The organism is Planotetraspora sp. A-T 1434, assembly GCF_025420585.1.
Classification (GTDB): Bacteria; Actinomycetota; Actinomycetes; order Streptosporangiales; family Streptosporangiaceae; genus JAOEGB01.
This window is the reverse complement of sequence record NZ_JAOEGB010000013.1, coordinates 141,964-155,188: the sequence shown is the minus strand read 5'-3', so window position 1 is coordinate 155,188 and position 13,225 is coordinate 141,964. Positions and strand designations below refer to the sequence as shown.

The window sequence follows — 13,225 nt, the reverse complement described above, 5'->3', positions numbered from 1 at the left end:
ACGGAATCGGGGTTCCGGGAAAGAGGTACGCAATGCACGACGACGCCACGGTGGCGGCAGGCGACATCGCCCGCCTGGCCGGAGTGGGTCGGGCGGCTGTCAGCAACTGGCGCCGCAGGTTTCCAGACTTTCCCGAACCGGTTGGCGGAACCTCGTCGAACCCGCTGTTTTCTCTGTCCGACGTGGAAGCATGGCTGCGGGATCAGGGGAAGCTGGAAGAGCTACCTGAGGACGAGCGGGTGTGGCAGCAGATCCGCAACTCGGCGGATGATCTCCAGCTCGCGTCACTGGTGGGCGCCGTGGCCGCGTTTCTCGTCCTTCCCGACCGCGAGCAGTTGCTCGAGAAATCCGACGCGAAGCTCGCGGCGGCACTGCCGGACGACGTCGGTGACCCACCGGTCCGGCTCATCCGCTCCGCCGCCGGACTCGCCCGGGAGCGGGGAACCACGGAGACGGTGGAGTTCCTGTACCGCCGATACGTGGAGACTCACTCCCGCCGTGTTCAGGTCGTCTCGCCCGAGGTCGCCTCACTGATGGCGGGGCTGCTCGGCTCATGCGAGACGGTTCTCGACCCGCTCTGCGGATTCGGCGCGCTGCTGCTGGCCGTACGGCCACGCGCGGGAAGGCTGCTCGGCCAGGAACGGGACCAGGCAACCGCCCGTCTGGCGGCCGCGCGGCTCGGTGGCCAGGGGGCCGAGGTCGTTGTGCGGCCAGGCGACGCCCTCAAGGGAGACGCGTTCCCAGAGGCCGAGGTGGACGGCGTGCTGTGCGTCCCGCCTTTCAACGAGCGCGGATGGGGCTATGAGGAGCTGACCAACGACCCCCGCTGGCAGTACGGCCTGCCGCCGCGGGGCGAATCCGAGCTGGCCTGGGTGCAGCACTGCCTGGCCCGGGTACGACCCGGTGGGCAGGTGGTGGTGCTGATGCCCCCGGCGGCGTCGAACCGCCGCTCAGGGCGCCGCATCCGATCTCAGCTCCTGCGGGCAGGGGCTCTGCAGGCGGTGATCGGGCTGCCCGCCGGCTCGGCCCCACAGTCGTCGTTGCCGCCCAATCTGTGGCTACTGCGGAGGCCCGAGGACAAGGGTGCCGTCCCATCGCACGTGCTGATGGCCGATGGCCCGCTCGAGGCCTTCCGCGCCGGCCTCCAGGGGTTGGGGGCCGTGGGGCATCCCGTGCCGATCATCGACCTGCTCGACGACGAGGTCGATCTCACACCGTCCCGCTACCTTCCCAAAGCGGCGGCGTTACGGGCAGGAGATCTCGAGAAGAGCCGGGAAGACCTGGAGAGGCTGGCCGCCGAGCTGGTCCGGATGATCCCGGAAGTCACCGCGAAATCCCGTGGTCTCACGATGACCGCGCTAGGAGAGCTGGCGCGGGCGGGGGCCGTCCAGTTGGAACAGACCCCGATGCGGATGGAGACCGAATCAGGCGATCTCCCGCTGCTGACAGCGAAGGACGTGACGCTCGGTCGCGGCCCGACCGGACGTGGCCACGCCGATCTCGGCACGGTGGTGGCGCGCCCAGGGGACATCGTGATCCCCGCGGTGGCCCGCGCCGTGCGGGCCAGGGTGATGACGGAAGAGGTCACGCTCGGCCCGCATCTGTTCGTGATCCGGGTGGATGAGGAGGTCCTCGACGCGCACTTCGTCGCCGGCTTCCTCCGCGTATCGGCGTTCCGCGCGGCCACGACGCTGTCCGGAACCTACCGGCTGGATGTGCGGCGGGCACAGCTGCCGCGGCTGCCGATCCTGGAGCAGCGGCGGTACGGTGCGGTCTTCCGGCGGCTGGAGGCCTTTGAGGACGCGGTACGGCGAACCGCCGAGACGGGTCATCTCGTGGCGGGGCAGATTCTCGAGGGACTGATCGAGGGAGATCTGCAGCCGTCTACCCAGTGATCATGAGCATCAGTTGGGCGGCCGTCGGCCGGTCAAGCGGGTCCTTGCTGAGGCATGCGGCCATGGGTCCTTGTAGCGCTGTGGGCAGCCCGAAGAGATCGGGCTGGTAAGTCATGATCTTCTGGGACACCGCGTACAACGTGGAGCCTTCGAAGGGGAGCCGGCCGATCGCTCCGTAGTACATGGCTGAGGCCCAGCTGAACACGTCGGAGGCCGCGCCCACGGGTTCACCGGAGATCTGCTCCGGTGACATGAACGCCGGAGTCCCCTTCATTCCGCCGGTCGTCGTCGTGGCCCGGTCCAGCGCCTTCGCGATGCCGAAGTCGATCACTCGGGGGCCGTCCGGCCCGAGCAGGATGTTCGCGGGCTTGAAGTCCCGGTGGACGATGCCCGTGCCGTGGATGCCTTTGAGCGCGGCGGCCGTATAAATGGCCAACCGGGTCAGGCTGTCGCCGTCCAGTGGCCCCGCCTCCCGGACGAGGCGTTCCAGCGAAGGACCCGAGACGTATTCGCTGACGATGTAGGCGATGTCGCCGGCGAAGCCGACGTCGAGTATCGGCGCGGTGGCGAATGGCGGCACGCGCTGGGCGATGACCACCTCGCCCATGAAGCCGTCGCGCCCGGCCGGTCCGCCCGAGACGGGTTCATGAAGCACCTTGACGGCGACTTGCCGCCCGTCCGGCGCCTGCCCGAGATAAACGGCCCCTTGCCCGCCTTCGCCGAGCTTGCGGAGCAAGGCATAGGCGCCAACCCGGCCCGGCCCCGAGACATGTGAGGCGGATGCCGGTCCGGCTCCCCAGGGATCCCACACCGACCGGGCGTGGGAACCCTGAGTGAGGTGGGATCGGTCCGATCGCGGAGGCGGTGGCTGGCGTGTCGGGAGGTGAGGAACCTGAGGGTGAAAAGCGGAGACAGCAGGCCCTATGGGCTGAAAGGCCTCTAATCGGATACGAAACGCATATATCGTGCCGGCGACCCACTGGCTGCCGAACCAGGTCCACATGGCGAGTGAATCCCGCAGCGCCTCTCTCGGAAGTTCGTCCCGGCCCGGGGTGAAAATCACGATGGCGAGGAACAGAACGCCGTAACCCACAGCCGCAAGTCGCACGCCTCGACGCCGCACCCGAACTGCGGCGGAACCGATGATGAAAACTGTCCCGACACCGAACGTGAAAAGCGGAACCAGCGCCCAGATGACGCTGAGCTTGCGTCTGAGCGGCGATAGCGGGACGACAGGTTCGCGGGTGAGGGGCACGGTGCGCATGATACGGAGAAAATCCAACCGATAGCATTGATCTCACCCCGCCACGAGTCCTTCCGCAGCTGCGGCAGTCGTGTAATTTCTCCCGTAAGACAGGGCCTTTCGTGGAAGGCGGCTCGGAGTGAGCAGGCGGACGATCATCGATGGTCGCTACGAGCTGGACCCGAACTCCCGCCGCCGGGGAGGAATGGGCGAGGTCTGGTTCGGCCACGACAAGCGCCTCGACAGGAAGATCGCGATCAAGTTCATCCGGATCGACAAGCTGCCCGACGGCAAGCCCGATCCGGAGCTGACACAGCGCTTCGTGCGCGAGTCCCGGATCACCGCGCGGCTGGAACACCCTGGAGTTCCAGCCGTCTACGACTGTGGCACCCAAGGGCATGACCTCTACCTGGTGATGCAGCTCATCGACGGCTGCTCCGTGTCCGATCTGCTCGCTGAAGTGGACGAGGTGCCGGTCGCATGGGCCGCGGCGATCGCCGCTCAGGCGTGCTCGGTCCTGGCCGCGGCACACGCCCGGTCGCTGGTCCACCGCGACCTGAAGCCCGGCAACCTGATGCTGTGCCGTGACGGGACGGTGAAGGTGCTGGACTTCGGCATCGCCGCCGCGCTCTCGCCGACGGCGACCAGGCTGACCAGAACCGGAGTCGTTGTCGGCACGCCGGAATACATGGCGCCCGAACAGGCCATGACCGGCGCGACCAGCCCGCAGAGCGACCTCTACTCCCTTGGCGTGGTGCTCGACGAGATGCTCACCCGAAGAAACCAGTTCGCCGGCTCCACCGTCGCGGCTTCGTGGCGCAACCACATGGAGCTCGTCCCGCGTCCCCTGCGCATGACCAGGCGAGACGTTCCGGAGGGGCTGGAACGGCTCGTCCTGTGGTTGCTCGCCAAGCCACCGGACAAGCGGCCGCCCTCAGCCGAAGTGGTCTACGAACGGTTGCTGCACTTCTGCCGTGAGCTGCCGCCTTTCGCCGGCTTCGTGGATACGTCTGATTCCCATCCCCTGCGAATGTACGCGGCGGTCGTCGGACGGATCACAGCGAACGGTGTACGGGTCCCCGTTCCGGACGGCAACGAGCCGGTGCGGTCTCCGGTCCCCGAGGCCGTCGCGGTGAGGCACAGCGACATCGCGCTGGCCCGTAAGGACGCGGACGCCCTCAAAGCCGAGTCTCGCTTCAGTCAGGCGGCCGAGGTGCTGGCACAGCTGGTAGAGCCCGCCACGCGCACGTTCGGGCCGACGAACGCGGACGTGGTCGAGTTGCGCATCGAGCTGGCTGACGTGCTGTTCCTGGGCGGCGACTATCGGCGTGCGGCTGTCGAGTTCGCCACGCTCGCGGCTGACCTGGCCGAGCGGGATCGGCCGGACAACCATCTCGTGCTGCGCTTCCGGCTGATGGAAGCGAACTGCCACGCGGCGGCGGGGGAGACGACCTTGGCACTCGATCAGCTCGGCAGGCTGCTGGAGGACGAGAAGCGGTTCGGCGTGGACGAGGATCGGCTGCTGGAGCTGCGACGCCAGATCGGTCTCCTGGAGCTTGGCGCCGGGCACCTCGTCCAGGCCAGGAAGACACTGATGGACCTCTTACCCGATCTGGAGCGTCGATATGGGCCCCGCCACCCAGGCGTGATCAAGGTCCGGGGGATCCTGGACGGCTTGGACGGTGACCGCTGACATGGCGGAGCGCATCGCCATCCAGGTCGGCTTCGGCTCACCCACCGCGTTCCGTGACCGCTTCAAGAGCGTCGTCGGCACCAGCCCACAGGCATACCGGAGGGTCTTCCAGGGGCCCGTGATCGAGGCCGGCGCGGTCCGTCCGTGAGAGTCGAAGGTCCCGTCGCGCGGGGACTTCGGTTCCCCTGAGGCGAGCCGTACGGCACTGCTCCGGCGTCATGGAAAGGAGTTTGCTTAAGCCAAGCGAAGCGACAGCGAAAGGGGCCTGACATGGCGATCACCGAGGGACGCAACCAGCAGGGCCAGCACGCGGCCCCGGCTCCCGCACTTCCCACCGAACTCCACACCACGAAGCCCGTGAAATACGTCTGGGCAGCCGCCCGCATCGCGATCGGGTGGGTCTTCCTCTGGGCCTTCGCCGACAAGTTATTCGGCCTCGGCTTCGCCACCCCCGGGAAGCGCGCCTGGATCAACGGCGGCAGCCCGACCACGGGATTCCTGAAGGGCACGGCCGACCACACGTTCGGCGGATTCTTCTCGGGCCTGGCGGGGCAGGGCTGGGCCGACTGGCTGTTCATGATCGGACTCGCGGGCATCGGCGCGGCCCTGATCCTCGGCGCCGGAGTCCGCATCGCGGCCGTCACCGGTGGGCTGCTGCTCGTGCTCATGTGGGCCGCCGAGCTGCCGCTGGCCAACAACCCCTTCATGGACGAGCACCTGATCTACGCGATCGTGCTGGCCGGCCTGGCTCTCGCCAACGCCGGAGACACCGCCGGCATCGGCCGGTGGTGGGGAAACACGGACCTGGTCAGGCACTACCCGATCCTCAAGTAGCTCAACTCTCCTCAATCCCCAAAACCCCATCAATCCCCAAAACCCCATCAATCCCCAAAACCCCATCAATCCCCTCAACCGGCCCGGCTCCCCGCGGCGCCCGCTCCTGCTGGTCCAGCCGTTCGGCCCGATCGCCCACCTGACAATCGGCTACAGGCGATCCCTCTGAGGCGGACCGACGAAGGTCCCGCCGCCACGGGGAGGAACGTCTCTGGCGCCGGGGCCGCCGGAGAACGATTGTGTGTATGACGCCGAACTGATGTCCGGCCGCGTCGCGCGGCCGGTGAACCCCCGAGGAGACGTCATGGCGACGAGATCGGCGCTCGTGCTGGTCGCGGTGCTCGGCCTGGCCGCGTCCGGCGCCGCCGTACCGGAAGACGGGCCCGCGGCGGTGCGGCATGCGGTGACCGCGAGCGGGACGGCGCACTCCGCCGTGCCCCGCACCGCGGCAAGCGTGCGGACCGCGAGGTTCGCGCGCGCCGCGGCGCGGACCGGGCTGTCTGTGGCGACCGCGAGGCGGATCGCGGAGCTCGGGTCGGCCGGCGCGCGCGCCGCCGATGCCGCCGCACCGGCTCGTACGCTGAGGCCGGGTGACAAGGGCGCGGACGTGCTGGCTCTGCAGCGCAGGCTCACCGAGCTGGGGTACTGGCTCAGCACGCCGAGCGGCACCTTCGGGCCGCTCACCACCCAGGCGGTCTACGCGCTGCAGAAGGCGGCGGGCCTGCCCAGAGACGCGGTCGTCGGGGCGCGGACCCGTCGCGCCCTGGAGCGGGGCGTCCGGCCGGTGGCCCGCACGGACAGCGGGAAGGTCGTCGAGGTCGACCTCGCCAGGCAGCTTCTGCTGCTGGTCCGCGACGGTGACGTGGTGCAGATCTTCAACACCTCGACCGGCAGCGGTCAGCTCTACACCAGCCGCGGCACGGTACGGCGGGCGGTGACTCCGGCCGGAAGCTACCGCACCTACCGCAAGGTCGACGGGTGGGACTCGGGGCCCCTGGGCGCGCTCTACCGGCCCGTCTACTTCAACGGGGGAATCGCGGTCCACGGCTACGGCTCGGTGCCGCCCTATCCCGCCTCGCACGGCTGTGTGCGCGTCAGCCTGGCCGCGATGGACTGGCTCTGGAAGACCTCGTGGCTGCCCATCGGCCGGACCGTACTGGTGCGGTAACGAGGCCGCGGCGGCCTGTGCGCGTCGGGGCGGCTCATTGTCGAGCCCGGGGGCCTGCCGTATGGTTCGGCTACATACCGCCGATAGCCAGGGAGAAAACTTGCCCGACCTCGTGGCTCCCCAGCTCGTCGTCAACAGTCGGATGATCTACTTCGGGTGGGTGCCGGCCGATCCCGAGGCCGTCGCGGCCCTGGTGCCCGATGGCCTCCAGCCGATGGCCAACCGGCAGGTCTTCATGAACCAGTACGTCGTCGACCGGCCCGAGCAGACCTCCGGCTTCGGCGCGTACTCGCTGACCTACATAGGGCCGGACCTGGAAGACGCCTACGCTCCGGATGGCGTCACCCCCGGCCGCTGGTGGACGCACTACTTCAACTCGAGCGCCGTGGTGCGGGAGTACGCGAAGGCGCGTGGCGTTCCCGCCACCGTCGGCCGGACGACGATCGAGGTCACGGGCAAGACTCTGGTCGCGACCACCGAGTCCGACGGGGTGCCGGTGATCCGCACGACCGCGCGGGTCGGTCACACGGGCACGGCGGTCAACCGCGGCCAGCTTCGCTACATCACGGAGGTCGGAGGGCACAAGGTCAGCGGGAACTACCCCTTCGTGGCGGAGCCGGTCGATCCGTTCGAGGTGGTGTCGCTGGAGTTCCTGGAGCCGAGCCACTCCGTCTACGCCCTGCGCCCCGCCGATCCGCTGCAGATCACGTGGGGCTTCTACTCGCCCCGATCGTCCTTCGCCTATCCCGGCGGCGAGTCCGTGATGGGCTGACGCGGGCCGTACGGCCTCGACGACGATGACTGCCCGCCGGCAGCATGAGAGGTGGCCTCCCGGGCATGCGCCCCGGGAGGCCATCCGCCTTTCGTGGCGCCCCCGCCGGCCTGGGAACTGTCGGTTCCCCCTTGTATAAGAGACCCTGGTGCCGCTGACGCCTTATTGCGGGGCGGCCTACTGACCGCGATCTCGAACAGGAGCACCGACGATGCCCTCCGCCACCGGACCACAGAAGATCACGACCTTCCTGATGTTCGAAGGCCATGCCGAAGAGGCGATGACGTTCTACATGTCGCTGTTCGCCGATTCCGAGATCGTCGCCATCACGCGCTACGGCCCCGGTGAAGCGGGGACGGAAGGCAGCGTGCGGCACGCGACCTTCTCGCTCGCCGGCCAGCGGTTCATGTGCATCGACAGCAGTGTGAACCACGGGTTCAGCTTCACCCCGTCGATCTCGTTGCATGTCGAGTGCGAGACGGAGGACGAGATCGACCGTGTCTACGCGGCGCTCCTCGAGAAGGGGCAGGCACTGATGCCGCTCGGTGCCTACGGCTTCAGCGCCAAGTACGGCTGGGTGGCCGACCGCTTCGGCGTGGCCTGGCAGCTGACGCTCGCGGCGTAGCCGACATCCGATCTCATGGACAGCCCGGCGCAGGTTACGGTGCGGGCCATGCCAGGTGCCGGCCTGCCGTATCAGTAGAGGGCTGCGAGGCTCGCGAGGCCGGCCAGGGCCGGGTGGCCGGGCCCGGCCCGCACTTCGAGGATCCGGTGCGCTTGAGCCGCCAGCGCCGACGCGCGCCCGGTCTCCCCGCGCTCGGCGGCGAGGATGGCCAGGTTGTTCAGCGTCAGCGCCACCTCCGGGTGGTCCGGCCCGAGCGTACGGCGCTTGCCGTCCAGTGCGCGCAGGTAGAGCGACTCCGCCTCGCCGTACGAGCCCTGGCCCCCGAGAACGGCGGCGAGGTTGTGCAGGTTGACGAGCACGTCGTAGTGCTCCGGGCCGTACCGCTCGCTGAAGAAGCCGATGGCTCTCCTCAGCAGCGGCTCGGCGTCGGCCAGCGCGCCACGCGCCTGCAACAGGACGCCGAGGTGGGCTTCGTCGGCCACGACAGCCGGATGGTCAGGTGGGAACGCCTCGCGGTGCAGCGCGAGCGAGCGGCGCGCGTACTCTTCGCCCTCCTCCAGGTCGCCCCGGCTGTGGGCCAGGCCGGCGAGGTTGTGCCACAGAGCGGCGAGCGCGGGGTGGCCGGGGCCGTGCGCCACTTCCAGTACGGCAAGGGCACGCATGTAGCAGGCGTGAGCCTCGTCGAGGCGGCCCGCGAACTTGTAGAGGACGCCCAGGTCGTTGTGGAGAGGCGCCAACTCTACGGCGTCGTACTGGGGCGTGGCCTCGGCCAGTGCCGCCAGATGGAGCTGTTCGGCCTCCTCATACCGGCCCTGTCGTCGCAGACTTCCCGCCAGCCCCAGGTCGGCCTGGATGCGCAGCCGCAGCAGAATCCCGCTCTCGGCGGGCAGCGCTCGCATCACCGCTACCGCCCGCCGATGGCAGGCCTCGGCCGCCTGGTGGTCGCCGAGTTCGTCCTCGGCGCCGCCCAGCAGGGTCAGCACGTTCGCGACGTCGGGGTGGCCGGGGCCGGCGTGCTCCTCGAAGAGTTCGAGGGCCCGCCGGCACAGGCGCACGGTGTCCGGGTAGCGCCGGTCGTCCAACGCGGCCAAAGCCTGACCGTGCAGGGCGACCGCGTCGTCAAGAGGGTCCGATGCCGTGATCACTGTTCCTCCTCGCCGCCACCCGTGCCGTGGATCAGCCCAGCCGGGTCACGCCTGGCTGTGGTTGGTCGCCAGGCCCGGCGCGCCGGTTGTCGTGCGGATGGTGGCGACGGCCTGGCTGTGGTTCTGGGTGAGGCCCGGGGTGTCCGTCTGGGTGCGGATGGTGGCGACGGCCTGGCTGTGGTTCTGGGTGAGGCCCGGGGTGTCCGTCTGGGTGCGGATAGTGGCGATCGCCTCGCTGTGGTTCTGGGTGAGGCCACGGCCGGGGGTCTGGGTGCGGACGATAAGCGGGGCGATGATCGAGTCGTTCATCCGGTGTCTCCTCTGTTCTGGTTCCGGTGGCCCGATCGGAGCGTTCTCCGGCTGGGCTCCTTGAGCGTCTCTCGCGACGCTTGGACATTGCTTGGCGGCGGCTCGGGCACCGACTCCCGTGAGTTCTCCCACTCTGGGTGGGATCACAAGTGCTTTCCTAGCGGCCACCAAGTGGTCGCGTTCACCGTGTGTACGTGCCTGACGGGACGACGAAACGGCTGGGATACGACCATGCGTGAGAGCGGCAGTGCGGCGGTGGGCGGAGCCCGCGCCGGGGGAGTGCCAGTGGTCCCACTCGGTCGCGGCCACCTCGGCATCGCCATGATCAGGCGGTTGGCCGGCGCGAGGCGGTCGGCCACCGAGCTGTGGCGGACATTTCCGTCGGCTGTGCGGTTTCTCCTGCTCGGCGACCTGATCAGCGCGGCCGGCATCGGCGTGACCCAGCCCTACCTCGTCATACTGCTGCACGCGGTGAAGGGCCTGCCGCTGGTGGCCGCCACCGCCATGACCTCACTCCTCGCACTGGCCAGCTTCCCGGGCAACTGGCTCAGTGGCACGGTCGCGGACCGGGTGGGCGGGCACCGTGCCATGACGGCGGGCCTCGGCGTCACTGTCTGCGGTCTGGCGCTGCTCGCCGCCGGTGACGGCGTGGTTTTGCTCGGGGTGGCTGTGGTGTCGGTCGGCTTCGGCTGGTCGGTGACCCTGCCGGCGTACTCGACGCTCATCGCCGGGCTGGTCCGGCCGGCGGATCACGCGCGTGCGTTCACCGTTCAGTACGCCCTGTTCAACGCGGGGATGGGAGCGGGCGCGGCGGCCGGAGCGCTCGTCACCCGTCACGCGGTGGGGGGAGATCTCGCGCTGCTGTGGTGGGTGGCCGGGGTGACGTGCGTCGCCGCCGTCGTCTTCGTCCGGATCTCACACGCCAAGGCGACCACTCCGGCCCTGACCCCGCTCGCCTCCGACGACCTCCTGGCCGCGTCCCTGAGCACCTCCGATGCGCCTGTGGCCGTCCCCGAAGTGGCCCGTACCGGCCCGGAGGCGCTTGCCTTCGATGCCTCCCACGGGACCTTCGATGCGCCTGCGGCCGGCATCGACGCTACTTCGGCGGCTCCGGATGCGTCGCCCGAAGCGGCCGTCGGCGGCTACCGGCGGGTCTTCGCGGATCGGGCGCTGCTGCGGGTTCTGCTCGCCGCGGCGCTGACCTCAGCGGCCGGTTACGGTGTCTACGAGGCCGGATTGCCGGTGCTGGCGGTCGTCTCGGGCGACCCGGCGGCCATGTCCTGGGCCGGCGTGGCCAACTGCGTGACCATCGTCGCGGGCCTGCCGCTCACGTTGAGCCTGACCAGGCGGCTACGGCCGTCGGGGCTGCTGACGGTCACCGCCCTCGCATGGTCGGCCGCCTGGCTGCTGTGCGCCGTCGAGGCCCAGACCCACCTGTTCGGCGTGTCCGTGACGCTGCCCCTTGCGGCGGGGCTGGTGGGCATCGGGGAGTTGTTCATGGCGGGCGCGCTCCCGGCGGCGGTCAACGAACTTGCCCCCGAGGCGCTGCGGGGTCGCTACAACGCCACCCTGACGATGGCCATCACCTCCGGCATGTGGGCCGGCCCGCTCCTGGCGGCGGGGGCCACCGCGCTCGGCCAGGTGGCGTCACTCTTCGTCATGGCGGTGGCCCTGCTGGTCATCGTGGTCGTTCTCGTGCGACGGCCAGGCGCGGCAGTCAGAACGGCACCGCCGGAAGGCCGAAGGGGGGCGATCCCGCTGGACGCCGAGGCTGGGGGCGGGAGCGCCGGCCCGCCCCAGGCACCCGGACTGCCAGGGTCGAGCCGGCGGACGTAGGCGTTTCGACGATCTCAGATGCGCGTGATCGTCAACCTCCGCCGGGGGTGAGCCGTCTTCTTGTCTGTTCTTCTCACCCCTTGATCAGAGGAGCGCCGTTGCGCGTCCGTTCTTTGTTATCCGCCTTAGTCGTGGCCGCCGGCCTGCTCACCGCGCCCTTCGCGGTCCAGACGGCCGACGCGGCCCTCACCACTCACTCCTCCTCGGCCTCTTCCTCGGCGAGCTGCTACAGGCAGGTCGGTGACCACTGGGAATGCGTGACCCCTGGAGCGTTCTGCCCGGCCGCGGCCCACGGCAAGTACGGCTACTCCGAAGACGGCGACACCTACCAGTGCGTTCAGGACGGCTCGTACTGGCGGTGGAAGCCCGCCGGTTCCTCGACCGGCCCGGCCCCGAGCCCGACTCCGAGCCCGACTCCGAGCGCGACCCCGAGTCCCACACCGAGTGGGAATCCCACCAAGGCGAAGTGCTCCCGGGCCTACCTGCCCCTTCCCGACCCGAAGTGCCAGCCCGGCGCGCGCAACCCCGCCGTCACCCAGGCCACGGTCGCGACGACCATCTGCAAGGCCGGCTGGAGCAAGATAGTTCAGCCCTCGAAGTTCTACCTTGACGGACTGAAGGCCAAGCAGATCGCCCAGTACGCCTACAGGGACGCGAAGACGTCGCACTACCTGGAGGACCACCTCATCCCGCTGTCCCTGGGCGGCGCGCCGAGGAGCGTCAAGAACCTGTGGCCGGAGCCGGTGTTCAAGGTGGGCGGGAAGACCGCGTCCGACAAGAACCGCGTGGAGCTGACCCTGTGGAAGGCCGTATGCGCCGGTGACGTGCAGCTCGCGCCCGCGCAGAAGGCGATCGCGAAGGACTGGCGCACCGCGCTGAAGAAGCTCGGCCTGTAGCCCCGAGAGCCACAGGACCGCCCAGAACGCACCCGACCCCGTCGTGGTTTGAGGGCGTTCTGGTTGCGGTCGCGTCTCGCGAGCCGGCTCGGCGGATGGCGCCGCTGAGCCGGCCTGGGCGCGTCGAGGGGTCGGCCAGCCGAAGGCCGTCTGTGCCGGCCCCTCTGCCTCATGCCGGCCGTACGGCGCTGGTAGCCTCGACCGGCTTCGTGAAGAGGAATGGCCGAGGTCGTGCGGGCGACGGGAGCGGGGATGACGTTCACGGACGTGATGGAACACGTGGCGCGGGCCTTTGAGGCGATCGGCGTCGGCGTGCTCGTCCTGGGCCTGGTGTGGTCGCTCGTGCTGGCCGGCCGTACGTGGCGGGTCATGGGCGGCAGGGCCGGGTATCAGGCGCTTCGCGAGACGTTCGGCGGCGTACTGCTGCTGGGCCTGGAGGTTCTCGTGGCGGCCGACCTGATCCGCACGGTCGCCGTGTCGCCGACGCCGCAGAACGTCGGGGTGCTCGGCCTGATCGTCCTCATCAGGACGTTCCTCAGCTTCTCACTGCAGGTGGAGATCGAGGGCGTGCCTCCGTGGCGGCGGGCCCTGACCAGCGGGGCCGAGACGGTCGTCCGAGCCGCGCGTGCCTACGGGCCCGGTGGCTCCCACAGTGACACCGACCGTGGCCCCGGCCGCGCCCCCGGCAGTGACACCGACCGTGCCCCCGACCGCCCGGACATGGATGGCTGAGCACCTCGCCAGTGAGGGAAGCGCCTCCCCAGCGCCGTCCCAGCTGGCGGCGCTCCCTGCTCTCGATGGACAATGTG

The 13,225-nt window shown here is 69.6% G+C and carries 13 protein-coding genes; 10 read left to right on the top strand and 3 right to left on the bottom strand.

Going from position 1 to position 13,225, the window contains the following annotated elements:
- Window positions 1–32: 32 nt before the first annotated feature.
- A complete protein-coding gene (locus tag N5079_RS18710) occupies window positions 33–1,895 on the top strand; it encodes an N-6 DNA methylase (RefSeq protein WP_261585210.1) in 1,863 nt (620 codons plus the stop codon).
- Here N5079_RS18710 and N5079_RS18705 read toward each other — a convergent pair.
- Entirely contained in the window at window positions 1,885–3,159 is a 1,275-nt protein-coding gene (locus N5079_RS18705; RefSeq protein WP_261585209.1) for a serine/threonine-protein kinase, read from the bottom strand. The two genes, N5079_RS18710 and N5079_RS18705, sit on opposite strands and share 11 nt — an antisense overlap.
- A gap of 118 nt (window positions 3,160–3,277) precedes the next feature.
- On the opposite strand from N5079_RS18705, the gene N5079_RS18700 reads away from it, so the two are divergent.
- From N5079_RS18700 to N5079_RS18675, 6 genes are all read left to right on the top strand, one after another.
- A complete protein-coding gene (locus N5079_RS18700; protein WP_261585208.1) occupies window positions 3,278–4,831 on the top strand; it encodes a serine/threonine-protein kinase in 1,554 nt (517 codons plus the stop codon).
- A gap of 1 nt (window position 4,832) precedes the next feature.
- Window positions 4,833–4,979, top strand: a complete 147-nt coding sequence (locus N5079_RS18695) for an AraC family transcriptional regulator (RefSeq protein ID WP_261585207.1) — start codon at window positions 4,833–4,835, stop codon at window positions 4,977–4,979.
- 122 nt (window positions 4,980–5,101) lie between these two features.
- Window positions 5,102–5,665: a hypothetical protein gene (locus N5079_RS18690; protein ID WP_261585206.1), complete on the top strand. Its 564-nt coding sequence runs from the start codon at window positions 5,102–5,104 to the stop codon at window positions 5,663–5,665.
- A gap of 304 nt (window positions 5,666–5,969) precedes the next feature.
- The gene (locus N5079_RS18685; RefSeq protein ID WP_261585205.1) at window positions 5,970–6,833 is read left to right on the top strand and encodes a L,D-transpeptidase family protein; all 864 of its coding nucleotides are present in this window, start codon (window positions 5,970–5,972) and stop codon (window positions 6,831–6,833) included.
- 100 nt (window positions 6,834–6,933) lie between these two features.
- Window positions 6,934–7,605: an acetoacetate decarboxylase family protein gene (locus N5079_RS18680; RefSeq protein ID WP_261585204.1), complete on the top strand. Its 672-nt coding sequence runs from the start codon at window positions 6,934–6,936 to the stop codon at window positions 7,603–7,605.
- Between the two features lie 211 nt (window positions 7,606–7,816).
- Window positions 7,817–8,230, top strand: coding sequence for a VOC family protein (locus tag N5079_RS18675; RefSeq protein WP_261585203.1), 414 nt, complete (start codon window positions 7,817–7,819; stop codon window positions 8,228–8,230).
- A 71-nt stretch (window positions 8,231–8,301) separates the two neighbouring features.
- On the opposite strand, the gene N5079_RS18670 is transcribed toward N5079_RS18675, so the two are convergent.
- Together N5079_RS18670 and N5079_RS18665 are read right to left on the bottom strand one after the other, a co-directional pair.
- The gene (locus N5079_RS18670; RefSeq protein ID WP_261585202.1) at window positions 8,302–9,375 is read right to left on the bottom strand and encodes a tetratricopeptide repeat protein; all 1,074 of its coding nucleotides are present in this window, start codon (window positions 9,373–9,375) and stop codon (window positions 8,302–8,304) included.
- Window positions 9,376–9,420: 45 nt separating this feature from the next.
- Window positions 9,421–9,684, bottom strand: coding sequence for a hypothetical protein (locus N5079_RS18665; protein WP_261585201.1), 264 nt, complete (start codon window positions 9,682–9,684; stop codon window positions 9,421–9,423).
- A 285-nt stretch (window positions 9,685–9,969) separates the two neighbouring features.
- Between N5079_RS18665 and N5079_RS18660 the strand changes: the two genes are divergently transcribed.
- The 3 genes from N5079_RS18660 to N5079_RS18650 all read left to right on the top strand — a co-directional run bounded on the left by N5079_RS18660 (window position 9,970) and on the right by N5079_RS18650 (window position 13,148).
- Window positions 9,970–11,520, top strand: a complete 1,551-nt coding sequence (locus N5079_RS18660) for an MFS transporter (RefSeq protein ID WP_261585200.1) — start codon at window positions 9,970–9,972, stop codon at window positions 11,518–11,520.
- A gap of 131 nt (window positions 11,521–11,651) precedes the next feature.
- Entirely contained in the window at window positions 11,652–12,416 is a 765-nt protein-coding gene (locus tag N5079_RS18655) for a hypothetical protein (protein ID WP_261585199.1), read from the top strand.
- Window positions 12,417–12,668: 252 nt separating this feature from the next.
- On the top strand, window positions 12,669–13,148 hold the full coding sequence (locus N5079_RS18650; protein ID WP_261585198.1) for a DUF1622 domain-containing protein: 480 nt from the start codon (window positions 12,669–12,671) through the stop codon (window positions 13,146–13,148).
- The last annotated feature ends 77 nt before the right edge of the window (window positions 13,149–13,225 follow it).